We start from the raw sequence: 25332 nt of genomic DNA, 5'->3' as shown, positions 1-25332 counted from the left end.
CGGAGACGACCGGGCCCCAGCGTGTGGGGAGGGGGCGCCGACCCTGGGAATCGGTCCCCTGTTGGGCTCTTCCAGGGTGGCATGCGCCACAAACACCCGTTTGTTCTATTTCTTATTTCTTTCTTATCCCGGATGTGTCAGATTTGAGATGTGCGGGGTGAACGTCGCTGCCGGTGTGTTGGGGGATGCGCCGGCAGCGACTCCGTTCTTCCAGGGGCAGGAGCGCTCCCGGGAACGTTTCGAGACCACCGCGCCCTAGTCGCCTCCCCCTCGAAGGGGATAGCCTGACCTGCGTGTTCACCGACCTGTGGGTGAGGGATGGTTTACTCCATCCTTATCCGAAGTGTGGGAGAACGGTAGACGCAGCCGGGGGTTGACGCCGCTGCCGGTGTGTTGGGGGATGCGCCGGCAGCGGCCAGACCGGCCGGCGCGCCGTGGAAACGAAGGACGAAGTGCGCGTACTGGTGGTCGAAGACGAGCAGGTCCTCGCCGACGCGGTGGCCGTGGGCCTACGGCGGGAATCAATGGCCGTCGACGTCGTTTACGACGGAGACAGCGCCCTGGAGCGCGCGAGCGTCAACGACTACGACGTCATCGTGCTCGACCGCGACCTCCCCGGAACCCACGGGGACGACGTGTGCCGCTCCCTGGCCGCCGAGAGCTACCCCGGACGCATCCTCATGCTCACCGCGGCGGGCGAACTCGACGACAAGGTCACCGGACTGACCATCGGCGCCGACGACTACATGGCCAAACCCTTCGCGTTCGCCGAACTCATCGCGCGGGTCCGGGCGCTGGGCCGCCGAGCGGCGCCGCCCCTGCCGCCGGTGCTGCGCCGCAACGGCGTCACCCTCGATCCGGCCAACCACACGGTGCAGCGCGACGGCCGCGACATCGCGCTGACCCCCAAGGAGTTCGCGGTCCTCGAGGTGCTGATGCGCGCCAACGGGACCGTCGTCAGCGCCGAGGGCCTGCTGGAGAAGGCCTGGGACGAAAACGCCGACCCGTTCACCAACGTGGTGCGCGTGACCGTCATGACACTGCGCAAGAAGCTCGGTGAGCCGCAGGTCATCCACACCGTCCCGGGCGCGGGGTACCGGATTTGACCCCGGGCGCGCAGCCGGGGCAGCCCCGCGAGGGCGACGGGGCGTCCGTCCCCCCCGGCGAGGTCCCGCCCACCCCGCCGGGCGACACCGGGACGTGGCGGCGCCTGGTGACGCCCTCCGTCGAGTTGGCCTCCTCCCCGCGGTCGTCGATGGTCCGCAGGGTCGGCCACCTGACCGACAACATCAGCCTGCGGATGCGCCTGACGCTGATCTACGGCGCGCTCTTCTTCGCCGCGGGCTCGCTGCTGGTGCTGCTCAACTACGTCATCGTCGCCACGGTCCTGGACAGCCTGGAGTTCACCGTCGCGCCCGGTTACGACTTCGATCCGGCCGTGGTGGAACAGGGCAAGAACGACTTCATCGAGGGCGTGCTCGGCGAGCTCACCCGTTTCTCCATCTTCGCCCTGGTCACCGTGGGGCTGCTGGCGCTGGTGCTCGGTTACGCCGTCGCCGGGCGCGCGCTGTCGCCGTTGCACAAGATCACCCGCATCGCGCGCCGGTTGTCGGAACGCTCCCTGCACGAGCGCATCGCCCTGAGCGGCCCCGATGACGAGATCCGCGAGCTGGCCGACACCTTCGACGCGATGCTGGAGCGTCTGGACCGGGCCTTCGACGGTCAGCGGCGGTTCGTCGCCAACGCCTCCCACGAGTTGCGCACCCCCCTGGCCATCAACCGCACCCTCCTGGAGGTCGCGCTGGCCGACCCCGAGGCGTCCAGCGACCTCAAGACGGTGGGCCGTACCCTGCTGGAGACCAACTCCCGGCACGAACGCCTCATCGACGGCCTGCTCTTCCTCGCCAAGAGCGACCGCGAGCTCGATGTGCGCACCGGCGTCGACCTGGGCGAGGTCTCCAGGACCGTGCTCAGCCAGCTCTCCGGCGAGATCGAGGCGTCCGGCCTGACCCTGCGCTCGGACCTGCGCGGGGCCCCCGTCATCGGCGACCCCGTGCTGCTGGAGCGGCTCGTCGCCAACCTGGTGGAGAACGCGCTGCGCTACAACGTCCCCGACGGGGAGATCACCGTCCGTTCGGGGATCAACGAAGGCGCCCCCGCCGTCCAGGTCGAGAACTCCGGTCCGGTCATCCCCGCCTACGAGATCGAGGGACTGTTCGAACCCTTCCGGCGCGGCTCCGGCGACCGCGTCCGGTCCAACAAGGGAGCCGGGCTGGGGCTGTCCATCGTCCGCTCGGTCGTGCGCGCCCACGGCGGTTCGGTGACGGCCTGGCCGCGTTCGGGCGGCGGCATCGTCGTGACCGTCCGCTTCCCCCAGGACACGCATCGGACGGACACGGAGAGTCCGCACTGAGACGGTCGCGGGTCCTTCGCAAGGCCCCCGAAGACCGGTGATACCGATACGTGTCCGATGACACGGGCCCGCGCGGTCCGAACCGGTCGCGGGGATAGGTATGCTCTCCCGGGCGTGGACACGGCGAGAATTCTCCCGCCGTCAACGTGCCCGTCCTGACCTCGTCACCTGCCGTGAGTACCCGCCTCAGGCCGGTGCGGTGAAGGACGCGAGAAAAGGTCGAAATCCTTCTGGCGTTGGGTAGCACATGGGAATGGACCGGGCCGCGGAGAGGTTTCCGTTGACCGTGTCCGGCCATCACGCGCTGCCATCGGGTGCGACCGCATCCGGGAGGGGTCACAGTCCACTTACGCCACGGGATTTTTCAAGCCGATTTGGGCACAAGATACGTCTCTCAAGCGTTACACCCGCGCGATGAGGCATAGATCGAGGGGGATGGAGTAAGGAAGATGGCCACCGACTACGACAGCCCGCGTAAGACCGATGAGGACCTGAACGAGGACAGCCTGCAGGAGCTGCAGGCCCGCCGGGTGGACAAGGGCACCAGCACCATCGACGTCGACCCCGACGAGGTCGCCGAGGGCATGGAGCTGCCGGGTGCCGACCTGTCCGGTGAGGAACTCGCCGTGCGAGTGCTGCCGCGCCAGGCGGACGAGTTCACCTGCTCGCGCTGCTTCCTGGTGCACCACCGCAGCCAGCTCGCCGAAGAGCGGAACGGCCAGCTCGTGTGCAAGGAGTGTGCCGCCTGAAAGGGCGGGGTCCCTCTCCGTCGCCTCGAAGGCCAAATCCGCAGTGGCGCACGATGCGCTCCCGGTGAACCGGGAGCGCATCGTCGTTTCCGGGGGAATGTCACGCTTCCGGCGGGCACCTTCGGCGCGTCGCCTACGTTGGGGTGGACAGAACAGGCCATCGAAGGGATGAGGACGTGACCACTGGGAACGGACCGACCGGAGGATCCGATCACGGGCGGGAGCCCGAACAGGTCGATGGTCCCGGCGGCGACCTGGTCCCCGCCGCCGACGGCGACGTCGGCGCGCTGGTCGCCCGCATCGTCGAAGAGGACACCGGGGAGGACGGCAAGGAGCGCCGCGTCCGGCTGCTCGCCCGATTGAGCGGGGCCCTGGCCGGCAGCGCCCGATCGGCCGGCGCCGCGGGGGTCGCGGGAGGACGCTGGATCACCGACCTGTTCACCGACGAGATCGCGCCGCGCCTGCCCATCCGCGACGCCGAGACCCTCAGCCGCCACCACGGCGGACTGACCGGCGAGGAACTCGCCGACGCGCTGGTGCGCAACGCGGCGCGGGCCACCGCCGCGGTCGGCGCGGCCGGAGGGGCGCTGGCGGCCGTGCAGTTCACCGCGCCGCCCCTGTTGCTGACCGCCCCCGCCCAGATCGCGGCCGAGACCGTGGTCGTCGCCTCGATCGAGGTCAAGCTGATCGGCGAGCTGCACGAGGTCTACGGCCGGGCCGTGACGGGCGGGCCGCTCCAGCGCACCTCCGGCTACCTGGTCTCGTGGGCCAAGCGACGCGGTATCGATCCGCTACAGGGCGCCGAATCCCTCACCGTCGCCCTGGGGGCCGCGGCCAAGACCGCGCTGCGCAACCGGCTCATGAAGCTCATGGGACGTCACCTGACCACACTGGGCCCCTATCTGACCGGCGCGGTCGCCGGCGGGACCCTCAACCGCGCCGGGACCCTGGCCCTGGCCCGGGCGGTCCGCACCGACCTGCGCTCGACGGGGCTGGCCGGCGGCTCTCCCACCCGCCCGGTGGCGCCCTCACGGATGCGTCTGCTGCCGCGCTCCCGGCGCGACTAGGGCGCGGGTGGGGCGCCGGGGCGCCCCACCCGCGCGGCCCCCGCTACAGCGGCAGCTCCTCGATGTCGCGGTGGCGACGTGGCGCGAAGCGCTTGTGGGTGGCGCGCACCGCGAGCACGCGGGCCACCTCCATGCCGACACCGGTCAGCACGGCCCAGCCCAGCGCCTCGGCCAGGCCGATGTCAGGGGACTCGGGGTCGATCGGGGGCTCCTTGCCCACCGCCCGGGTCCAGGCGAATGTCAAGACCTTGCGGGTCGCGTAGGCGGCCGCCAGAGCGGCGGCGCCGCCCGCGATCCGCGCGACGAGCTCACCGTCCTTGTCTGCCATGTGGATCGTCCACTTCCGTTGTCGTCGTACACGGGTATGCGGGATGTCGCCGGAAATACTGTCATGCCCCGCCGACGTGGCGCAGGGGCCCGGGCGGGTGTCGAGGTCGCCGGAGCCGGGTCCTACCGGCCCGGAGGCTGCGATGGGCGGAGCGAACACGGCCGCGAGAGCAATACCATTAGCCCTATGACCAACCGCTCCCGTTCCTTCCGCGTGCCCGACAAGCCCTCGCTCGACGGTATCGAGGCGAAATGGGTAGACGCGTGGGACGAGTCCGGCGTCTACCACTTCGACCGCACCAAGAGCCGCGAGGACGTCTACTCGATCGACACCCCGCCGCCCACGGTCTCGGGGTCGCTGCACATCGGGCACGTCTTCTCCTACACCCACACCGACACCGTGGCGCGGTTCCAGCGCATGCGGGGCAAGGCCGTCTTCTACCCGATGGGGTGGGACGACAACGGCCTGCCCACCGAGCGGCGGGTGCAGAACTACTACGGCGTCCGCTGCGACCCGTCGATCCCCTACGACCCGGACTTCACGCCGCCGGCCAAGCCCGACCCGAAGAAGCAGATCCCGATCTCGCGGCGCAATTTCATCGAGCTGTGCGACCGGCTCACCGCCGAGGACGAGAAGGTCTTCGAGAGCATCTGGCGCCGGCTGGGCCTCAGCGTCGACTGGCGCCACACCTACGCCACCATCGACACCGCCTCCCGCACGGCCGCCCAGCGGGCCTTCCTGCGCAACCTCGCCCGCGGCGAGGCCTACATGGCCGAGGCGCCCACCCTGTGGGACGTCACCTTCCGTACCGCCGTCGCGCAGGCCGAGCTCGAGGACCGGGAACGCCCCAGCGCCTACCACCGGGTGGCCTTCCACCGCCACGACGGCACGCCCGTCCACATCGAGACCACCCGCCCCGAGCTGCTGGCCGCCTGCGTCGCCCTGGTCGCCCACCCCGACGACGAGCGCTACCAGGACCTGTTCGACACCACGGTGCGGACCCCGGTCTTCGGTGTCGAGGTCCCCGTCAAGGCGCACCGCCTGGCCGACCCGGAGAAGGGCTCCGGCATCGCCATGATCTGCACGTTCGGTGACACCACCGACGTCACCTGGTGGCGGGAGCTGCAGTTGCAGACCCGCCCCATCATCGGCTGGGACGGGCGCATCGTCGCCGAGCCGCCGGCCGGTATCGACTCCCCGCAGGCGCGCGAGGCCTACGCCAGGCTCGCCGGGGCCACGGTGCACACCGCGCGCGAGCGGATGGTCGAACTCCTGCGCGCCTCCGGCGATCTCGTCGGCGAGCCCAAGCCCATCACCCACCCGGTGAAGTTCTACGAAAAGGGCGACAAGCCGCTGGAGATCGTCACGACCCGCCAGTGGTACATCCGCAACGGCGGGCGCGACGAGGAGGTCCGGTCGGCGCTGCTGGAGCGCGGCCGGGAACTCACCTGGTACCCCGGGCACATGCGGGCCCGCTACGAGAACTGGGTCGAGGGGCTCAACGGCGACTGGCTCATCAGCCGGCAGCGTTTCTTCGGCGTCCCGTTCCCGGTCTGGTATCCGCTCGACGCCGATGGCAACCCGCGCTACGACGAGCCGATCCTGCCGGAGGAGGCCGCGCTGCCGGTCGACCCCAGCTCCGACGTCCCCCCCGGCTACACCGAGGAGCAGCGCGGTGTCCCGGGCGGCTTCATGGGCGACCCCGACGTCATGGACACCTGGGCCACCTCGTCGCTGTCGCCGCAGATCGCCGGTGGCTGGGAGCGCGACGAGGACCTGTTCCAGCGCGTCTTCCCGATGGACCTGCGCCCCCAGGGGCAGGACATCATCCGCACCTGGCTGTTCTCCACGGTCGTGCGCTCCCACTTCGAGCACGCGACCCTGCCCTGGCGCAACACCGCGATCTCCGGCTGGATCCTGGACCCCGACCGCAAGAAGATGTCGAAGTCCAAGGGCAACGTCGTCACCCCGATCGACCTGCTGGAGAAGTACAGCTCCGACGCGATCCGCTACTGGGCGGCCAGCGGCCGGCTCGGCACCGACACGGCGCTGGACGAGGGGCAGATGAAGGTCGGCCGCCGGCTGTCCATCAAGATCCTCAACGCCAGCAAGTTCGCGCTGTCCGTCGCCGGCGAGGACACCGTGCCCGATCCCGCCGCGGTCACCGAGCCGCTGGACCGGGCCATGCTCGCGGCGCTCGCCGACGTCGTCGACGACGCGACCGCGGCCTTCGAGGGCTATGACCACACCCGGGCGCTGGAGCGCACCGAGCGCTTCTTCTGGGAGCTGTGCGACGACTACCTGGAGCTGGTCAAGGCCCGCGCCTATGACACCGAGTCGGCGGCCGGGGCGTCGGCCCGGGCGGCCCTGCTGATCGCGCTGTCGGCGCTGCACCGGCTGTTCGCCCCGTTCGTCCCGTTCGTCGCGGACGAGGTCTGGTCCTGGTGGCAGGAGGGCTCCGTGCACGCCGCCTCCTGGCCGGAGGTCGCGGAGTTCCGCGCTGCCGCGCAGGACGGCGACCCCGCGGTCCTGGCCGCGGCCTCGGAGGTGCTGCGTTCGGTCCGCAAGGTCAAGTCCGAGGCCAAGCTGTCCATGCGCGCCGAGGTCGAGCGGGTCGTCGTCCGGGGCAAGCAGGTGGACCGGGCCCGGCTCGCCGAGGCCGACATCGCCTCGGCCGGGCGGGCCGGCGCCATCGCCTTCGAGAGCAGCGACGACGCCGAGCTGCGCGTCGACGTCACCCTGCCCGAGGCCGAGCAGTAGATCGACCTGTCCCGCGCGGGGGCGCGCCGCCGAAGCGGTGGCGCCCCCGCGCGTCTGCCGTCCGAGCGACGGCTGGGCAGGCGACTCGCGATAGGCTCGCGCAGTGTGAGTAGCAATTCCCTCGACACCGGTCCGACGGAGGTCCTCATCCGCCGGATCGATCCCGATCTGCCGCTTCCCGGTTACGCCCATCCGGGAGACGCAGGCGCCGATCTCGTCACGGCCGAGGACGTCGAACTGGGACCGGGACAGCGCGCCACGGTGCGTACCGGCGTCGCCATCGCCCTACCGGACGGTTACGCGGCGTTCGTGCACCCCCGTTCGGGACTGGCCGCACGTCACGGCCTGACCGTCGTCAACGCCCCCGGAACCGTCGACTCCGGCTACCGCGGCGAGATCAAGGTGACGTTGCTCAACACCGACGCCGCGACACCACTGCGGCTGACACGCGGCGACCGGATCGCCCAGCTGGTCATCCAGCGGGTCGAACGGGCCGTGTTCAGGGAGGTCGAGGCGCTTCCGGAATCCGTTCGAGGCGCGAACGGGTTCGGATCCACCGGGGGACACGAGGCCGCGCGGCCGGTGGCCCCATGACGGCACCGCGTCCCGGCAGGACCGGGAGCGACGAATCGGGAGAGGTGTAGGGCGTGTTCGGACGCCGACGCAAGAAGAGCGGCCGCAGCGATGCCGCCGACACCGCCGAGGCGGTCCAGGCGCTCGAGCGCCACAGTCCGGTCAAGGAGCCGACCAAGCCCGACGACCGGTTCCGCGCTCAGGGGCCCTGGGACGTCTCGGAGAAGTTCCCCGAGGTCCAGCGAGTGGACCTGGGAGCCCTGCGGGTGCCGGTCGGCCCCGACATCGAGGTGCAGGTCAACGTCGCCAAGCAGCACAACAAGGTCATCGGCGTGACCATCGTCAACGGCAAGACCGCTTTGCAGATACAGCCCTTCGCCGCGCCCAAGTCCAGCGGGCTGTGGGAGGAGGTCCGGGACGAGATCCGGCAGGAGATCGCCCAGACCGGTGGCCGCGTCGAGGACTTCGAGGGCACCTTCGGACCCGAACTGCGCGCCGTGGTCCCGGTCCCCGGCAAGAAGAACGAGCAGGGCCATCAGCTCGGCCAGCCGGCCCGGTTCATCGGTGTGGACGGGCCCCGCTGGTTCCTGCGCGGGGTGATCCGTGGGGAGGGCGCGGTCAGGCCGGACGTCGCGGCCCGTATCGAGGAGATCTTCGCGGGCATCGTGGTGGTACGCGGGGACATGCCCGTCCCGCCCCGGGAACTGCTGGAACTGGCCCTGCCCCCGCAGGCCAAGCAGCGCGCGGCCCAGCCCCAGACGGCCCCACCCCAGGGGGCCCCGGCCCCGACGGTGGACGCGGGCCCCGCGCAGGCCCGGCCCGAGACGCCGGCCGAGGCGGGAGGCGGCCGCCACGCCGCCCCGGGCCAGCAGGGCGGTCGCCACGCCGCTGCGCAGGACGGCGAGCGGGACGAGGACGGCCCGGCCCAGCGGTCCTAGTTCCCCTCCGGCCCGGTCCGACGTCCAGGGGGCCGGGCCGGACGGGACGTGCGCGCACGGCCGTTGGAACCTACCCTTGCGGCCATGACGACCTCAGACGACATCCCGCCCCTGCCCGAGGACTGGCAGCGCGCGTTGGCCGTGGTGGCGCACCCCGACGACCTGGAGTTCGGCGCCTCCGCCGCGATCACCCGCTGGGTGGGGCAGGGCCGGCAGGTGGCGGAGCTCCTGGTGACGCGAGGCGAGGCGGGCATCGACACGATCGCCCCGCAGGAGTGCGGACCGCTGAGGACGGCGGAGCAGCTCGCCGCCGCCCGTGTGGTGGGGGTGGAGGAGGTCGCCTTCCTCGACTTCCCCGACGGTTCCCTGCAGTACGGGCTCGACCTGCGCCGCGAGCTGGCCCGCGCCATTCGCAGACACCGTCCCGAGGTGCTCATCTCGCTGAACTTCCGCGAGACCTTTCCGGGCAGCGCCGCGTTCAACCACGCCGATCACCGTGCCCTGGGGCCCGCCCTCCTGGACGCCGTCCGTGACGCGGCGAACCGTTGGATGTTCCCCGACCTGTCCGACGAGGGGCTGCGACCGTGGTCGGGCGTTCGCTTCGCGGCGTTCTCCGGCTCCCCTCGGGCGACCCATCACGTCCCCCTCAGCGAAGGGGAACTGGCCGCGGGGATCGCCTCGTTGGCCGCGCACCGCGCCTACCTCTCCGCGCTCGGGGGATTCGACCACGAGGCGTTCCTGACCGCCGAGGCGCGTTCGGCGGGCGAGTCCTGCGGGACGGGGCTGGCCACCCTGTTCGAGGTGATCCCCACCTGATGTTCGGGGATAGGGAACTGAGGTAAGTCGGTATTTCAAGCCGTCCCTATCCCTCTTGTGTGCTCGGGGGAGGGACAGGAATCCTCCGATTCGGGAAAACCCTTTCTACGGTTCAACGGCACCTCGGCGGACGGCCGGGGTGCCGTTCTCGTCCGTGGTACGCGGAGGAGCAACGAATTCATCTTTTCTCACCGTGGATGGTGACCTAGAAAATATCTTGTGACATGTCGGGTTTTGTGTTGCTCGCGGCATACTTGCGAACCTGGTTGGGCATTCCCGGCTCGGATTTTCCCTCTGTGGAGGGTGAGGGGGATCGTTTATCGTGATTTCCTGATGGGTAACTCGATTCGGGTGCCTGCTCCCCCTTGGGACATTTTTGAATTTGTTTCACTCTGATGTTGGGAGTGGGCCTAGTGTTCCACCGATCGACGGGATCGATCTTCGTGTGCAATTCATATGGACCGTGGTCTCCGCTCACCTCCGCCCAAAACGCCGTGCTGGAGTCATGGCGTGCTGCGCGCCACGCACCCCAGGTGTGCGCGGTGGGGGAGTACGTCGACATCCGCGGCCCGTTGGACCCGACCCTCTTCACCACGGCGTTCCGTAGGGCGGCCGAGGAGACCGACGCGCTCCGCCTGGGGTTCGCCGAGATCGACGGGGAGATCCGGCAACGCCTCACCACCTCCCCGACGCCCGCCTTCCGGCGGATCGACCTCACCCACCTCGCCGATCCCTGGGAAGAGGTCCACGGGCTCCTCGCGCGCGAGCGCCTTCTCCCACGGCTCCCCGCCGCCCCCCACGAGGTGTACGACCACGCCCTGGTCCGACTCGCCCCCGACCGTCTCCTGTGGGTCCACCACGCCCACCCCCTCGCCCTGGACCGGACGGGGCTCGCCGCGCTGCGCTCCCGCGTCGCCGCGTACTACACCGACCTCGCCGGCGGACCGCCGGCCGACGCCACCCGACCGTCCCGGTCCCCCGACACCGACCGGCCCATCGGGGCGCGTCCTCCCCGCGGACACAGCGGAGCCCTGCCGGCGGGCCTGCGGGACCGCCTGGGGACCTTCGCCGCCGACCCGGGGGCCGCCGTCCTCGACCCGTTCCTGGCCGCCGCGGCGCTCCACGGCCGAGACGGCCACGACGAGGCCGTGGTCGGCCTGGTCACCGGGGAACCCGACCAACGAGGGCGGGCCGCGCCCTCCCACGCGCGACGTCACGCCCTCCGACTCGCCGCCGACCCCCACGTGAGCGCGGCCGAGCTGCTGCGGGCCGCCTCCCTGCTGCGCCGCGACGCCGCGACGCGCCCGGTCGACCAGCCCCGCGACGGGGAGGAGACGGCGCGCAAGCCTCCCCGCGTGGTGGTCGAGACCGACGCCTCGGTCGTGTTCCTCGGCCCCCACCGAACCACCGTCCACACCCTCGACCCCGGCAACGGCGACCACACCGCGGTCATCGTGCGCGAGGACACCGTCGAACTCTTCATCGGCGCGGGGGCCGACCAGGCCGCGGACCCGACGCTCCAGCACCGCCGGCTCCTCGAGCTGGTCGCCCAGGTCCTCGCCACCCCCGAGACGGGCACCGCGCAGGCCCGCGCGACGGCTCCCGCGGAGCAGCCGGGAAGGCCGCCCGAGGCGACCGGCGCCCCCTCCTCGGAGCCCTGGGCCTGCCTACCCGACCTGTTCCTACGACAGGCGCGTCGAGACCCCGACCGCGTCGCCATCGTGGACGGCGACGAGCAGATGAGCTACGCCGAGCTCGACGCCCGGTCCAACCGCCTCGCGCACCGCCTGGTCCACCGCGGCTGTTCCCCCGGGGCCAGCGTCGGGCTCGCGCTTCCCCGATCGGCCGACCTCCTCGTGGCCACCCTCGCCGTACTCAAGGCCGGGGCCGCCTACGTTCCACTGGACCTGCGCTCCCCGGGGCCGCGACTGCGCCGGATCCTCCAGGAGACCGGCACGCGGATCGTCATCACCGAGCCCGGGACGCACGGACATGACGCCTTCGCCGGGATGGCCCTCCTCCCCGTCGGCCCCGACCCCGCCGGCGCGGACCCGGGCACGCCCCGAAGCGCTCTCCACCCCGACAGCCTCGCCTACGTCATGTACACCTCCGGGTCCACCGGAGCCCCCAAGGGGATCGCCATCTCGCATCGCGCGGTGGCGGCGCTCGCGGCCGACCGGCGATGGGACGGAGGCGCGCACGAACGGGTGCTCCTGCACTCCCCGCACGCCTTCGACGCCTCGACCTACGAGATCTGGGTCCCCCTGCTGAGGGGCGGCACCGTGGTCGTCGCGCCCCCGGGCGAGACCGATCCCGTCCGACTGCGCCGGCTCCTGCGCGCGGAGCGCATCGGCGCGCTGTTCGTCACCACCGCCCTGTTCTCCCTCGTCGCCGAGGAGCTGCCCGACTGCTTCGCCACGGTCCGGGAGGTGTGGACCGGGGGCGAGCGGATGCCGCCGAAGGCGGTCGAGCGGGTGCTCGACCACTGTCCACGACTCCACCTGGTCCACGTCTACGGTCCCACCGAGTCCACGACGTTCGCGACCTGTCACCCGGTCCCCCGGGCCGAGGTGGGCGATCCGGTGCCGATCGGCGGCCCCATGGACAACACCCGCTGCCACGTCCTCGACGACCAATTGCGCCCGGTCCCGCCCGGCGTCCCGGGAGAGCTCTACCTCGCCGGGATCGGTCTGGCGCGGGGGTACACGGGAGCCGCGGGCCTCACCGCCGAACGCTTCGTCGCCGAACCGTCCGGTCCCCCTGGATCGCGGATGTACCGCACCGGCGACATCGTGCGCTGGAGGGCGGACGGCGCCCTGGAGTTCCTGCACCGGGCCGACGGACAGGTGAAGATCCGGGGGTTTCGCATCGAGCCGGGCGAGGTCGAGAAGGCGCTGTGCGCCCATCCGGGGGTCAGCGCGGCCGCGGTCGTGGCGCGCGAGGAGCGGCCCGGCGAGCGCAGGCTCGTCGGCTACATCGTGCCCGCCGACCGCGACGAGGGGGCCGCCGACGGCGAGGGCGACCAGATCGGCGAGTGGAGGGGGATCTACGACCGGTTGTACACGGCCCCGGCCGAGACCCCCCTCGGGACCGACTTCACCGGCTGGAACAGCAGTTACGACGGCACCGCCATCCCCGAGGAACAGATGCGCGAATGGCGCGACGCCACGGTGGAGCGCATCCGGGCCCTGCGCCCGCGGCGCGTGCTGGAGATCGGGGTGGGGACCGGCCTGCTGATGGCGGGACTGGCCCCCCACTGCGAGTCGTACTGGGGGACCGACTTCTCCGCCCCCGCCATCGAGGGGCTGCGCCGCGGGATCGCCCGCGATCCCGCCCTCGCCCGGCGGGTCGAGTTGAGGGTGTGCGCGGCCGACGAGCTCGGCGGACTGCCGGCCGGCTTCTTCGACACCGTCGTCATCAACTCCGTCACCCAGTACTTTCCCAACAACGGGTACCTCACCCGGGTGCTGGCCGGGGCGGCCGGGCTGCTCGCCCCGGGCGGGGCGATCTTCGTGGGGGACGTGCGGGACCTGCGACTCGCCCGCCCCTTCCACACCGAGGTCGCGCTGCGCCGCGCGGCCCCCGGCGACGACGCGGCGGCCGTGCGCGCCACCATCGAGCGCGACAGCGCCGCCGAGCAGGAGCTCATGGTCTCCCCGGACTACTTCATGGCGCTGTGCTCCCACGTCCCCCGGCTGGCCGGGGCCGACATCCAGGTCAAGGGCGGCCGCCACCGCAACGAGATGACGCAGTACCGCTACGACGTCGTGTTACGCGCCGACCGGCCGACCACGCCGGAGGAGGACGTCGACGTCCGCACCCTCGTCTGGGGCAGGGACCTGGCCGGACTCGATGAGCTGGCCGGGCTGCTGGCCGCCCGTACCCACCGGCACGTCCGTCTGCTCGACGTGCCCAACGCGCGCGTCGCACCGGCCGCGCTGGCCTGGCGGGCGCTGAGCGAGGAGCGGGACGCCGACCTCGCCCGGCGGCGTCTGGACGAGGCCGGGCGAGGACTCCCCGAACCCGCGGAGCTCGAGGAGGTCGGGCGCCTTCTGGGGCTGCGGACGGCGCTGACCTGGGCCGCGGACGCCTCCGACGGAGCGCTCGACGCGCACTTCCTGGCCCTGGGAGCCGAGGAGCCCGTGCCCTGCGGGCTGTACCGTTCGCGGGGCACGGCCGACGCGCCCCTGCGCGCCCACACCAACAGCCCCCGTACCTCCCGCGAGGCCGGCGCCCTGGTCGCCTCGGTGCGCGACCTCCTCGGCGAGCGCCTTCCCGACTACATGGTGCCCCACCACATCGTCGTCGTGGACCGGCTTCCCCTGACGCGCAACGGCAAGCTCGACCGCGCGGCGCTACCGGCGCCGAAACCGGGGACGACCCTTGACGGGCGCGCCCCCCGGACCCCGACGGAGGAGCGGCTGTGCGCCCTCTACACCGAGGTGCTCGGAGTCTCCCCGGTCAGCATCGACGACGACTTCTTCGAGCTGGGGGGACACTCCCTGTCGGCGACACGGCTGGTCGCGAGGATCCGGGCCGGGCTGGAGGTCGAGGTCCCGTTGCGCGCCGTCTTCGAGACCCCGCGGGTCGTCGACCTCGTCGAACGCCTCGGCCGGACAGCGGCCCGGCCCGCCCTGACCCACCGGGCGCGCCCCGAGCGCGTCCCCCTGTCCCCGGGACAGGCGCGCCTGTGGTTCCTGCATCGGTTCTCGGGCGCGGACCCCCTCTACAACGTGCCGTTTCGGATCAGGCTCTCGGGACCGCTCGACCACGCCGCGCTGCACGCGGCACTGTGCGACCTGGTGGACCGGCACGAGAGCCTGCGCACGGTCTTCCCCGAGCACGAGGGCGTCCCCTACCAACTCGTGACCGAGGCACAGGTACGGCTGCCGGTCGTCGCCAGCACGCCGCAACGGGTCGAGGCGGACGCGCGTGCGGCGGCTCGGTGCGGGTTCGACATCGCCACGGAGATCCCGTTCCGGGCGGTCCTCTTCCGCCTCGCCGACGACGCGCACGTCCTCCTGATCGTCGTGCACCACATCGCCTGCGACGGGTGGTCGCTGGGCCCCCTGTGGCGCGACCTGGCCACCGCCTACCGCGAGCGCCTGGCGGGGCGGCGCCCCTTCGACCGCCCGCTGCCGGTCCAATACGCCGACTACACCCTGTGGCAGCGGGACCTCCTCGACGAAGGGAACCCCGAGGGGACGGCCGAGACGCAACTGCGCCACTGGCGGGAGGGCCTGGCCGGACTGCCCGACCGGATCGTGTTGCCCACCGACCGGCCCCGCCCTCCGCTCGCCCGGCACAGCGGCGCGACCGTCCGCTTCTCGGTGCCCGCCGCCCTGCACGACCGGCTCGTCTCGGTGGCGCAGGAGCACGGGGCCACCGTGTTCATGGCGCTGCACGCCGGCCTGGCCGCCCTGCTGTGCCGGCTGGGCGGTGGAAGCGACATCCCCGTCGGTAGTCCCATCGCCGGGCGCACCGACCCCGCCCTGGACGACCTCGTGGGGTTCTTCGTCAACACCCTGGTGATCCGGACCGACACCTCGGGCGACCCGTCGTTCGCCGAACTCCTGGGCCGGGTCCGCGAGGTCGTCCTCGCCGCGCACGAACACCAGGACCTGCCCTTCGAGCGACTGGTCGAGGAGCTCAGGCCGGCGCGCTCCCTCGCCCACCACCCGCTCTTCCAGGTCATGCTGGCCCTCCAGAACGCGCCCGGATCGGATTTCCGGCTGGCCGGCCTCACCGCCGAGGCCGACCTGATGGACATCGGGACCTCCCGGTTCGATCTGGTTCTCAGCCTCACCGAACGCTTTGCGGACGACGGGACCCCACAGGGGATGGACGGGATCGCGGAGTTCGACACCGACCTGTTCGATCCCGGGAGCGTCGATGCGCTGGTGCGGCGGCTGCTCCGGCTGCTCGACCGCGTCACCGCGCGGCCCGGTCTGCGGATCGGAGAGGTCGACCTCCTCGAGGGGACGGAACACCGTCGGCTGCTGCGGGAGTGGAACGACAGCGGAGGACGGACCGCCCCCGCGACCTTCCCCGAGCTGTTCCAGCGCCAGGTCACCGCGGCTCCCGAGGCCACCGCGCTGGTCCACGGGGAGGACACGTGGTCCTACCGGGCCCTCAACGCCCGGGCCAACCGGTTCGCCCGCGCCCTCATCCGATACGGCGCCGGCCCCGAGACCCACGTCGCCGTCGTCCTGCCCCGCTCGGCCGAGCTGGTCACGGTCCTGGTCGCCATCATGAAAGCCGGCGCGGCCTATCTCCCCTTCGAGGCCGCGCAGCCCGCCCGGCGTCTTGAGGCGATGCTCGCCGAGGCCCGGCCGGCGCTGGTCATCGGCACGGCCGACACCCTCGCGGAGCTGCCCGGAGACTCACCCGTTCTCCCCCTCGACCGCCTTGAGGCCGAGGCCGCCCTCCTCGCCGACAACGACGTGACCGACGGGGAACGGGGCACGCCCCTGCTGCCCGACCACCCCGCCTACCTGATCTACACCTCGGGCTCCACCGGACGGCCCAAGGGGGTCGTGGTCACCCACAGCGGGTTCTCGGGGATGGCCGACATCCAACGCGAACGTTTCGGGGTGACCCGTGACAGCCGCGTCCTCCAGTTCGCGCCGATCTCCTTCGACGGCGCCGTGTGGGAGATCTTCGGGACGCTGGCCGTGGGGGCGACCCTCGTCACCGCGCCGGCCGACCAGGTCATGCCGGGTCCCGACCTGGTCCGGCTGCTGCGCGCGCGGGGGATCACCCACCTCACCCTGCCCCCCACGGCCCTGGCCGTCATGGAGCCCGCCGACCTCGACGGCGTCTCCTCCCTGATCGTCTCGGGCGAGGCGTCCTCGGGAGCGCTCGTCGCCGCCTGGTCGCCGGGGCGGCGGATGCTCAACGGCTACGGCCCCACCGAGACCACGGTGTGCGCCACGCTGAGCGACCCCCTGGCCGGCGCGGCGCCGCCCCCCATCGGCCGTCCCGCGATCGGCGCCCGCTGTTACGTGCTCGACGACCGGCTGCGGCCGGTTCCCCCCGGTTCCCCCGGAGAGCTCTACGTCGCCGGGGCCGGGCTGGCCCGGGGTTACCTCGGCGATCCGGGGCGAAGCGCCGCCAGGTTCGTCGCCGACCCGTTCGGCGTTCCGGGGGAGCGGATGTACCGCACGGGCGACCTCGCCCGCTGGACCCGCGGGGGAGTCCTGGAGTTCCTGGGACGCCGCGACGAGCAGGTGAAGATCCGCGGTTTCCGGATCGAGCCCGGCGAGGTCGCGGCGGCGCTCGAACGGCATCCGTCGGTCGGGCGCGCGGCCGTGGTCGCGCGCGAGGACCGGCCGGGGGACCGGCGGCTGGTGGCCTACGTCGTCTCCACGGGGGAGCCCGTCGACGCCGCCGAGGTGCGTCGGCACGCCGCCGACCTGCTTCCCGCCCACCTCGTGCCCTCGGTGGTCGTCCCGATCGCGGCACTGCCGACCCTGCCCAGCGGAAAGGTCGACCGGGCCGCGCTCCCCGCCCCCGTCGCGGTCACGGTGTCGCGAGGACGCCGGCCGAGCAGCCCGCTCGAGCACACCCTGTGCGGACTCTTCGAGGAACTCCTCGGCGTGCCCGGGATCACGGTGGACGACGGCTTCTTCGACCTGGGCGGGCACTCCCTGCTCGTCCCGCGTCTCCTGCGGGGCGTCCGTGACCGCACCGGCGCCGACCTGAGCGTGGCGCAGTTGTTCGAGACGCCGACCGTCGCGGGGCTCGCCCACGAGATCGGCGGTGGCCGGGGCGGGCGGGCGAGGCCGTCCGAGCCCGATCCCGCCGCCGACACCGTTCTCGACCCGCTTGTCAAGGTCCCCGCGGACGGGATCGACCTCGCGCGCAACGCCGCTCCCCGCCACGTCCTGCTCACCGGGGCCACCGGGTTCCTCGGCGCAGCGCTGCTCGACCAGCTGCTCCGCCACACCGACGCCACCGTGCACTGCCTGGTCCGCGCCCTCGACCGGGACGCCGGCCTGGCCCGGATCCGCGACAACCTCCACCGGCACGGAGTGGAACTGGACCCCGCGCGTGCCGCGCGCGTGGTGGCCGTCCCCGGGGACCTCGCGCGGCCCCGGCTGGGCCTGTCCGAGGAACGGTTCCACGCCCTGGCCGAGCTGCTGGACGCCGTGTACCACAACGGGGCCGGGGTGAGCGCGGTCGAACCCTACTCCCGGTTGCGGGCCGGCAACGTGCTCGGCACCCACGAGGTCATCCGGCTGGCGACGCGGGTTCGGGCCGTCCCGGTGCACTTCGTGTCGACCGCGGCGGTCGCGGTGTCCAGCGACGACGGGGACGGCCCCTTCCTCGAAGGGCAGCGGGCCCCCTCCGCCTCCCTCCTGCCCAGCGGTTACGTGGCCACCAAGTGGGCGGCCGAGGGGCTGGTGCGCGCGGCGGGAGAACGCGGGCTGCCCGTCACCATCCACCGTCCCGGCCGGATCAGCGGGTACTCCAGGACCGGCGTGGGGGGTTCGGGGGACACGCTGTGGCAACTCGTCCGGGCCATGCTGCTGCTCGGCGCGGTTCCGCGCAGCGCCGAACACGACGCGGCCATGGTCGACATGGTTCCCGTCGACCACGTCGCCGGGGCCATCGTCCATCTCGCGCGGCGGTCCGAGGCCATGGGACGTGTGCACCACCTGACCTGTCCCAGGCCGATCCCCTTCCCCCGGCTGCTCGCCCTGTTCCGCGACAGGGGCTACGTCCTGGCCCCGCTCGCCGACGAGGAGTGGGCCGAGCTGCTGCTGCGCCGGGCCGAGGACCCCGACACGGGCACCGGCCTGGCGGCCGCCGCGCTCCTCGTCGAGGCCCTTCCCGGCATCGTCAGGCTCGGCGCGCTGCGGTTCGACCGGCGCAACACCCTGCGGGGACTGGCGGAGGCCGGATGGGACCTCTCCGGAGCCGAGCCCGTGCTGCTCGAACGCTACATCGACCACCTCGTCCGCAGCGGTGTCTTCCCCGCGCCGGCGCGAACCCCCCAACAACCCCCGACAAGCGAAAGGGCCGAGGTGTGAACAACCTCTTCGCGGACCCCGAAGGAAGCTACGTGCTCCTCGTCAACGGCGACGGGCGCCGCTCGGCCTGGCCGGCCTCCGCGCCGCTCCCGCCCGGCTGGCGGTCGTCCGACGAGAGCGACGCCCTCCCCGAGCGGGGCTGTCCGGCAGCAGGACCCCCCGACCCGGTTCCCTACCCCTTCCGGGACTACCACCGGCTCGACGTGGACCCCGTCTACGCCGAGCTCCGCGCCGACCGCCCGGTCCTGCGGATCCGGCCTCCCTACGGGGACGACGCCTGGCTCGTCACCCGCTACGACGACGTCAAGACCGTCCTCGGCGATCCCCGGTTCAGCCGGGCGCTGACGGCCCACAACGACGAGTCGCGGCTCACCCCCCGGCCCGTCAACACCAGTATCCTGGGAACCGACCCGCCCGACCACACGCGGCTGCGCCGGCTGCTCGCGCGGGCCTTCACCGCGCGGCGGGCCGAACTGCTCCGCCCGGGCGTGCGCGCGTTCACCGCCACCCTCATCGACGAGATGACGAAGCGGGGCGCGCCGGCGGACCTGGTCGAGGACTTCGCGCTCCCCCTGACCGCCCTGGTCATCTGCGAACTCCTCGGCGTGCCTTATGCGGACCGGCCCGCCTTCCGCGTCTGGTTGGACGCCTTCTCCAGCACCACGGCGCTGTCCGTCGAGCAGATCAACTCCCGGACCGAGGCGCTGTACGCCTACATCGACGGTCTCGTCGCCCAGCGCCGGAGCGACCCGGCCGGCGACCTGATCAGCGCGCTGGTCGACGCGCACGACGAGACCGCGGGCATCACCGGCCAAGAACTCGTCGAGCTCGTCAGCGTCCTGTTGATCGCCGGCTATGAGACGACCTCGGCGCAGCTGGCCAACTCCGTCCTCGTCCTGTTCACCCACCCCCACGCCCACGAGGCGCTGCGCGCCGATCCCGGCCTCCTGCCCGGCGCCGTGGAGGAGCTGATCCGCTTCGTCCCCCTCGACGCCCACGTGGCCTTCGGCCGCTACGCCCGCGAGGACGTCGAGCTGAGCGGGGTCCGCATCCGCGCGGGCGAGGCCGTGCTGCCCGTGCTGCCCTCGGCCAACCGCGACCCCTCGACGTTCCCCCGGCCTGACGAACTCGACCTGTGCCGTGGCCGCAACCCCCATCTGGGGTTCGGCTACGGGATCCACCGCTGTATCGGCGCGCCGTTGGCGAAGGTCGTGTTGGAGGAGGGGCTGGGCGGGCTCCTGGCCCGTTTCCCCGGGCTGTCCCCGGCGGTGCCGCCCGAGGAGATGGTCTTCAAGGAGGGGGTCCAGGTCCGGATCCTCCAGACCCTCCCCGTGACATGGTGAGCCCGCGCGGATCCGAACGGGGCCCTCGGGAGACGGCGGACACGTCCACGGGCGTGATGGCCGGCGACCCCTTCGTCGACAACGGGACGGTCTCCTCCCAGCGCCCGTTGCGGGCCGTCCCCGGCCGGTACCCGCCGGGAGCCACCCACCTCGACGCCGCCGTCGACACCCTGGTCCGCTGTCACGCGGCCCTGGGCCGGGCGCCGTCCGAGGCCGAGGCGGCGGTCTGCCTGCTTCGGCGGCTGTGGGGCCGTTGGGGGAACACCCCGGTCGAGCGGCCCGGCTGGCGCAGCTACGTGGCGGTCGACGGTTCCCCCTTCGAGCTGTCCGCCGCCTGGAACGGTGACGGGCCGGCGGAGGTGCGCGTCACCGTCGAGGCGACGGCCGACCCGCCGACGCCCGAGGGGAACCAGGAGGCCGGCTGGGAGTACCTGCGGGGACTCTCCCGGCACCCGGGGGCCGCCACCGCGCGCGTCCTCGCGCTGGAGGACCTCTTCCGGCCCCAGACCCCGCACGACCGGTGCTGGATCATGCACGGCATGGCCAGCCGGCCGGGCGCCGATCCCCTGTTCAAGGTCTACCTCGATCCCGACGCCCGGGGGGCGGCCGAGGCGCCGTCCGTCCTCGACGAGGCGATGGACCGGCTCGGTGTCCGGGCCGCCTGGCAGGGACTACGGGGTTGGCTGGACGAACACGGTGGTTCGGGCCGTATCGGTTCGCTCGCCCTCGATCTCGCCGACACCGACGACGCGCGTGTGAAGGTCTACGTTCAGCACGCCGGCCTGGACTGGGCGGACATCGACCGACAGGCGGCGGTGGCCCGGGGGCACGTGCCCGGAGCCTTCTCGGCCGCGCTGGAGGAGATCACCGGCACGGAGGTTCCTCCCCACAAACCTCCCGTCACCTGCTTCGCCTTCCACCGTGGCGTGGGGGTGCCGACGGCCGCGACTCTCTACATCCCGATGCCGGCGGGGGTTCCCGAGTCCGATGCCCGCCGAAGAAGCGCCGCGTTCATGCGGCGGTCGGGCCTGGATTCCGCCGCCTACCTCGCCTTTCTCGCCGCTGCCACGGGGGACGGCGAAGGTGTGCGGGCGCTTCAGAACTTCGTGGCCTACCGGCCCGCCGCCCCTGGGGGACGGCCCCGGTTCGCCTGCTACGTCGCCCCGGGGCTTTACCGCTGACGGTCCCGGGCCGGCCCTGTCCGACAGCCCTGGACGGAAAGGGACACATGTCTTATCACGAACAAGTGCCGCAAAGGGCATCTGGTGCGCTGAAGGGAAGAATCGCGGTCGTCACCGGAGCATCGCGGGGGATCGGGCGGGCCATCGCCCTGCGGCTGGCGCGTGACGGCGCCGCGGTGGTGGCCGGATACCACCAGGACAAGGCGGGGGCGGACGCGGCCGTCGCCGAGATCGAGGCCGCGGGTGGGCGCGCCCAGGCGGTCCGGGTCGACCTGGCCGACCTCGCCGACATCGAGCGGCTGTTCGACGTCGCGGTCGCGCGGTTCGGCGCCGTCGACATCCTGGTCAACAACGCTGGAACGGTCACCGCCGGCCCTATCGCCGCCGTCACCGAGGCCGAATACGACCGGGTGATGGCGGTCAACACCAAGGGGGTCCTCTTCGCCCTCCGCCAGGCCGGACTGCGGCTGCGCGACGGGGGACGTGTCATCAACGTCTCCTCGCTCAACACCGTCATGCCCGAGGCCGAAGCCGCCGTCTACACCGGTAGCAAGGCGGCGGTGGAGGGATTCACCCGCGTCGCGGCCAGGGAGTTCGCCGAGCGGGGCATCACCGTCAACACCGTCTCTCCCGGTCCGGTTCAGACCGATCTTTTGAAGGGAAACCCACCCGACGTGCTCGAACAGATCGCCGCGGACACCCCGCTCGGCCGGCTCGGCCGCCCCAGCGACATCGCCGATGTCGTGGCCTTCCTCGCCGGTCCGGACGCCCGTTGGCTCACCGGCCAGAACCTGCGCGCCACGGGAGGACTCGCGTGAGGGGCACCGAAGAGGTCGAATCGGTGGTGCTGGTCGACGACGAGGGACGGCCCACCGGCGTCGCGCCCAAGGCCACCGTGCACACCACCGACACACCACTGCACCTGGCCTTCTCCTGCTACATCCTGGGACGGCAGGGAAGGGTGCTGGTGACCCGCAGAGCGCTCGCCAAGCGGACGTGGCCGGGGGTGTGGACCAATTCCTGCTGTGGCCATCCAGGGCCGGGTGAACCGACGCCCGCGGCCGTACGCCGGCGCGTCCGCGAGGAGCTCTCCCTGGAGCTGAGCGACCTCGCCGAGGTCCTGCCCGACTTCCGCTACCGGGCGACCGCGGCCGATGGCACCGTCGAGAACGAGATCTGTCCCGTCTACCTGGCGCGCACCGACACCGACCCGGTTCCCGCCGTGGCCGAGGTGGCCGAGTGGCGGTGGGTGGACTGGAGCGAGCTGGTCACCCTGGCCGAAACCGCCCCGTGGGCGGTGAGCCCGTGGGCCGCGTTGCAGATCCCGTTGCTGGCCCGGGCGGGCGTGGTCGGGGAGCCGTGACCGGGCTTACCGGGGCGGCCCGGAACCGGCCACGTCCGTGGTGGGACACAATGATCGGATGCTGATCCGACGCGAACGTCCCGCCGACATCGACGCCATCCGGGCCGTCACCACCGCGGCCTTCAACCGTCCCGATCTCGACGGCGAACCCGTCGAGACCGGCCTGCTGGAGGAGCTGCGGGCCGACCCCGGTTGGTTGCCCGGACTGTCGTTCGTCGCCCAGGCGGACACGGGCGAGGTGGTCGGCCACGTCGTGTGCACTCGAGGCCAGGTCGGTCCGGTGCCCGCGCTGGGGCTGGGGCCGTTGAGCGTCGTCCCCGGCCACCAGCGCGCGGGGGTGGGGTCGGCGCTCATGTACGCGGTGCTCGGCGCCGCCGACGCGCTCGACGAGCCGCTCGTCGCGCTGCTGGGGGAGCCCGCCTACTACGGCAGGTTCGGGTTCCGGCCGGCCCGCGAGGAGGGGGTCATCGCGCCCGATCCGGCGTGGGGCGACTACTTCCAGGTGCGCCTGCTCACCGCCCACACGCCGCGGGCGCGGGGCGCGTTCGGCTACGCCGAGCCGTTCACGCGGTTGTGAACCGGCCCGCTCACTTCGCCGGCCCCGGGTCGAGCGGGTCGGTCACCCGGCCCAGGAACAGCACCGTCGCGCCGCGGCGCAGCGCGAAGACGAACGGCCGGTCCACGGTGAAGGTCACCGGCCGGCGGGGGGTGAAGGAGGCCAGCCGCATCACCACGGCGGTCGCCGCCGCGCCCTCGGCGCCCTTCTCGTCCACGCGCAGCCGTGCCTGGTGGACGACCGCGTCGATGCGCAGGGGCTGCGCCGAGACGCCCCCGAAGTCGGCGCGGTCGCTGAACATGGTCGGTGCTCCGGCCTCGGCCAGGGCGGTCGCCAGGTCGGCGCGCCAGGTCAGTTCGAAGCGCGGCAGCGACAGGTCGACCTCGACCCGGGAAGAGGCGCGGTAGAGCGCGCGGAGGGTGGCGGCCGAGGGGGGCGCGGGCGCCGGGGAGTCCTGTTCGGGCAGTAGCACGTCCAACGCGAGGTCGTGGTCGGCGGTGAGGGTCACCATGTGCCAGCCGTGGGTCCTGGCGTAGGGGAGGGTCGTACTGCGCCGCATCATGGCGACCTCGCGGGGGCCGCGCGGGGAGGCGAAGCGCCGCGGCGCGGTCTGCCCGGGATCGAAGGGCTCCCGCCAGCGCAGCCGGACCCACAGCGCGTTGACCAGAAGGGCCCGGGTGGCGGGGGAGACCGTCCCGGGGGCGAGGAGCTCGGAGATGAGGCCGCGGGTGACCTTGGCGACCTCGGCGTTGGCGGCGCGCCTGGCGCCCTCGGCGTCGTGGGCGAAATCGGCCGGGTGCACCGCGGCCCCGGGGCGGGAGCGTAGTTCCGCTTCGAACGCCGGCTCGATCGGGAGCCGCCGGTCCACCCACAGGGCCGTGGCCGTGGCGAGGTCGGAGTCGGCTTCCGCCGCGCGGTCGAGTTCGGCCAGGTGGCCGGCCAGGTCCTCACCGAGGAGTCCGACCAGTTCCGCGCGCGTGTCACCGCGTGCCCCCAGGGCGAGCAGACCCAGCGCCGAGCCGACGGAGTGGGGCGACCACACCAGGCCCGCCTCGCCCGGGGAGGAGAGGGCGGCGTCCAGGCGGGTCGCGAAGGCGAGGTGGTCGGGGCGCGGGGCGTTGGGCATCGCGGAGTTCTCCTCGGTGTGCTCGGCCGGTCCGTGCGGTCGCCTCGCCGCCAGCCTACGCATCCGTCGCCATGAGGACCATCCCGTGCTCCGACGAAGTAAGAGGAGAGGGCGGGCATAAGGCGATGAGGTGGGCATAGTGGTCAGAAAAGACCGCATGACCTCCGACTTCGTGGGGGGAGATCGCCCTGTCCCGAAGCCGATTCGCCTACGCTGGACGTCATAGGGCCATCATCGGACGCGCCATCCGCACCACGGCGCGTCGCCGAAATCCAGCGGGAGCAGCATGACCGACCAACACCGGACCGCCCAGACCAGTGACGCGACCGGAAGGACGGCTCCGTCCCGCGAAGGACGCGACGACGCCGGGCAGGACGAGGGAACGGACGGGCAGGCTCCCGCCCCGGTCGGTCAGCACACGGTCGAGGCGGTCGTCAGGGCCCAGTTGGCCAAGGCCCTCGGAGGCGTGCGCGGCATGCTCGAAGCCGCCGTGCCCACCGTCGCCTTCACGGTGACCTACCTGGTCGCCAAGGACCTCTACCTCGCGCTCGGGCTGGGGATCGGGGCGGCCGTGGTCCTGGCCCTCGTCCGGATCGTGCAGCGTTCCTCGGTCCAGTTCGTGTTCAACAGCCTGCTGGGCATCACCATCGCCGCGGTGTTCGCGCTGCGCAGCGGACAGGCCGAGGACGCCTTCCTGCCGGGCATCATCTACAACGCCGGCTACGCGGTCGTGCTCACGCTGACGATCCTGTTCCGCTGGCCCGCCATCGGTCTGATGATCGGCGCCGTCACCGGCGACCCCGTGGGCTGGCGCGACAACCCCGCCATCCTGCGGTTGAGCTCCCGGCTGACCTGGTTGCTCGTCCTGCCGTGCGTGGTCCGGGTGGTCGTGCAGTACCCGCTGTGGGCGTCGGGGATGGTCGCCTGGCTCGGCGCGGCCAAGGTCGTCATGGGGTGGCCCATCCAGGTCGCGGCGCTGGCGGCGATGGTGTGGCTGCTGGCCCGGGGCAACACCCCCATGGAGGAGCCCAAGGAGCGCGAGGACGAGGGCGGCGGGGCCGCCACCTGACCCGTTCCGCCCGGC

Annotated in this window: 17 protein-coding genes; 15 read left to right on the top strand and 2 right to left on the bottom strand. The window is 72.5% G+C overall.

What is annotated here, in order from left to right:
• Nucleotides 1-452 precede the first annotated feature (452 nt).
• The 4 genes from ACYVHU_RS17595 to ACYVHU_RS17580 all read left to right on the top strand — a co-directional run bounded on the left by ACYVHU_RS17595 (nucleotide 453) and on the right by ACYVHU_RS17580 (nucleotide 4229).
• A complete protein-coding gene (locus ACYVHU_RS17595) occupies nucleotides 453-1106 on the top strand; it encodes a response regulator transcription factor (protein ID WP_078762496.1) in 654 nt (217 codons plus the stop codon).
• Nucleotides 1103-2413, top strand: a complete 1311-nt coding sequence (locus ACYVHU_RS17590; protein WP_078762497.1) for a sensor histidine kinase — start codon at nucleotides 1103-1105, stop codon at nucleotides 2411-2413. The genes ACYVHU_RS17595 and ACYVHU_RS17590 overlap by 4 nt, the downstream gene beginning before the upstream one ends.
• A 449-nt stretch (nucleotides 2414-2862) precedes the next feature.
• A complete protein-coding gene (locus tag ACYVHU_RS17585) occupies nucleotides 2863-3162 on the top strand; it encodes a DUF4193 domain-containing protein (protein WP_078762498.1) in 300 nt (99 codons plus the stop codon).
• Nucleotides 3163-3338: 176 nt separating this feature from the next.
• Nucleotides 3339-4229 carry a hypothetical protein gene (locus ACYVHU_RS17580; protein ID WP_078762499.1) on the top strand — a complete coding sequence of 297 codons (891 nt, stop codon included), beginning with the start codon at nucleotides 3339-3341 and terminating at the stop codon, nucleotides 4227-4229.
• A 43-nt stretch (nucleotides 4230-4272) separates the two neighbouring features.
• On the opposite strand, the gene ACYVHU_RS17575 is transcribed toward ACYVHU_RS17580, so the two are convergent.
• Nucleotides 4273-4557, bottom strand: coding sequence for a DUF4235 domain-containing protein (locus ACYVHU_RS17575; protein WP_078762500.1), 285 nt, complete (start codon nucleotides 4555-4557; stop codon nucleotides 4273-4275).
• 186 nt (nucleotides 4558-4743) lie between these two features.
• On the opposite strand from ACYVHU_RS17575, the gene valS reads away from it, so the two are divergent.
• From valS to ACYVHU_RS17525, 10 genes are all read left to right on the top strand, one after another.
• On the top strand, nucleotides 4744-7317 hold the full coding sequence (gene valS / locus ACYVHU_RS17570) for a valine--tRNA ligase (RefSeq protein ID WP_078762501.1): 2574 nt from the start codon (nucleotides 4744-4746) through the stop codon (nucleotides 7315-7317).
• Nucleotides 7318-7422: 105 nt separating this feature from the next.
• Nucleotides 7423-7911: a dUTP diphosphatase gene (dut, locus tag ACYVHU_RS17565; protein ID WP_078762502.1), complete on the top strand. Its 489-nt coding sequence runs from the start codon at nucleotides 7423-7425 to the stop codon at nucleotides 7909-7911.
• Between the two features lie 53 nt (nucleotides 7912-7964).
• Nucleotides 7965-8828 (top strand): DUF3710 domain-containing protein, encoded by an 864-nt coding sequence (locus ACYVHU_RS17560; protein WP_078762503.1) that lies wholly within the window; start codon nucleotides 7965-7967, stop codon nucleotides 8826-8828.
• 84 nt (nucleotides 8829-8912) lie between these two features.
• Nucleotides 8913-9644, top strand: a complete 732-nt coding sequence (locus ACYVHU_RS17555) for a PIG-L deacetylase family protein (RefSeq protein WP_078762504.1) — start codon at nucleotides 8913-8915, stop codon at nucleotides 9642-9644.
• 542 nt (nucleotides 9645-10186) lie between these two features.
• Nucleotides 10187-18679, top strand: coding sequence for a non-ribosomal peptide synthetase (locus ACYVHU_RS17550; RefSeq protein ID WP_498949033.1), 8493 nt, complete (start codon nucleotides 10187-10189; stop codon nucleotides 18677-18679).
• Nucleotides 18676-20022 carry a cytochrome P450 gene (locus tag ACYVHU_RS17545; RefSeq protein ID WP_200813661.1) on the top strand — a complete coding sequence of 449 codons (1347 nt, stop codon included), beginning with the start codon at nucleotides 18676-18678 and terminating at the stop codon, nucleotides 20020-20022. Before ACYVHU_RS17550 ends, ACYVHU_RS17545 begins: the two co-directional genes overlap by 4 nt.
• Before the next feature lie 56 nt (nucleotides 20023-20078).
• Nucleotides 20079-21203 (top strand): tryptophan dimethylallyltransferase family protein, encoded by a 1125-nt coding sequence (locus ACYVHU_RS17540; RefSeq protein WP_144390162.1) that lies wholly within the window; start codon nucleotides 20079-20081, stop codon nucleotides 21201-21203.
• 65 nt (nucleotides 21204-21268) lie between these two features.
• Nucleotides 21269-22021, top strand: a complete 753-nt coding sequence (locus tag ACYVHU_RS17535) for a glucose 1-dehydrogenase (protein WP_235001031.1) — start codon at nucleotides 21269-21271, stop codon at nucleotides 22019-22021.
• Nucleotides 22018-22566, top strand: a complete 549-nt coding sequence (gene idi, locus ACYVHU_RS17530) for an isopentenyl-diphosphate Delta-isomerase (RefSeq protein WP_078762509.1) — start codon at nucleotides 22018-22020, stop codon at nucleotides 22564-22566. The genes ACYVHU_RS17535 and idi overlap by 4 nt, the downstream gene beginning before the upstream one ends.
• 58 nt (nucleotides 22567-22624) lie before the next feature.
• Nucleotides 22625-23143, top strand: a complete 519-nt coding sequence (locus ACYVHU_RS17525; protein ID WP_498949030.1) for a GNAT family N-acetyltransferase — start codon at nucleotides 22625-22627, stop codon at nucleotides 23141-23143.
• A 10-nt stretch (nucleotides 23144-23153) separates the two neighbouring features.
• Here the strand turns inward: ACYVHU_RS17525 and ACYVHU_RS17520 are convergent, their stop codons facing one another.
• Nucleotides 23154-24248 (bottom strand): serpin family protein, encoded by a 1095-nt coding sequence (locus ACYVHU_RS17520; protein WP_078762511.1) that lies wholly within the window; start codon nucleotides 24246-24248, stop codon nucleotides 23154-23156.
• Between the two features lie 286 nt (nucleotides 24249-24534).
• Here ACYVHU_RS17520 and ACYVHU_RS17515 point away from each other — a divergent pair, with 286 nt between their 5' ends.
• The gene (locus tag ACYVHU_RS17515) at nucleotides 24535-25317 is read left to right on the top strand and encodes a DUF3159 domain-containing protein (protein ID WP_078762512.1); all 783 of its coding nucleotides are present in this window, start codon (nucleotides 24535-24537) and stop codon (nucleotides 25315-25317) included.
• Nucleotides 25318-25332: the final 15 nt, after the last annotated feature.

The sequence above is a fragment of the Marinactinospora endophytica genome (genome assembly GCF_054780875.1).
The sequence above is the reverse complement of the archived record's forward strand: the minus strand, read 5'-3'. Positions and strand labels throughout refer to the sequence as shown.

What these genes read in the sequence shown, in the direction of transcription:
- ACYVHU_RS17585 (WP_078762498.1), top strand. Translation starts at nt 2,863, where the DNA reads ATGGCCACCGACTACGACAGCCCGCGTAAGACCGATGAGGACCTGAAC.
- ACYVHU_RS17575 (WP_078762500.1), bottom strand. Translation starts at nt 4,557, where the DNA reads ATGGCAGACAAGGACGGTGAGCTCGTCGCGCGGATCGCGGGCGGCGCC.
- valS (WP_078762501.1), top strand. Translation starts at nt 4,744, where the DNA reads ATGACCAACCGCTCCCGTTCCTTCCGCGTGCCCGACAAGCCCTCGCTC.
- ACYVHU_RS17555 (WP_078762504.1), top strand. Translation starts at nt 8,913, where the DNA reads ATGACGACCTCAGACGACATCCCGCCCCTGCCCGAGGACTGGCAGCGC.
- ACYVHU_RS17540 (WP_144390162.1), top strand. Translation starts at nt 20,079, where the DNA reads ATGGCCGGCGACCCCTTCGTCGACAACGGGACGGTCTCCTCCCAGCGC.
- ACYVHU_RS17525 (WP_498949030.1), top strand. Translation starts at nt 22,625, where the DNA reads ATGCTGATCCGACGCGAACGTCCCGCCGACATCGACGCCATCCGGGCC.
- ACYVHU_RS17520 (WP_078762511.1), bottom strand. Translation starts at nt 24,248, where the DNA reads ATGCCCAACGCCCCGCGCCCCGACCACCTCGCCTTCGCGACCCGCCTG.
- ACYVHU_RS17515 (WP_078762512.1), top strand. Translation starts at nt 24,535, where the DNA reads ATGACCGACCAACACCGGACCGCCCAGACCAGTGACGCGACCGGAAGG.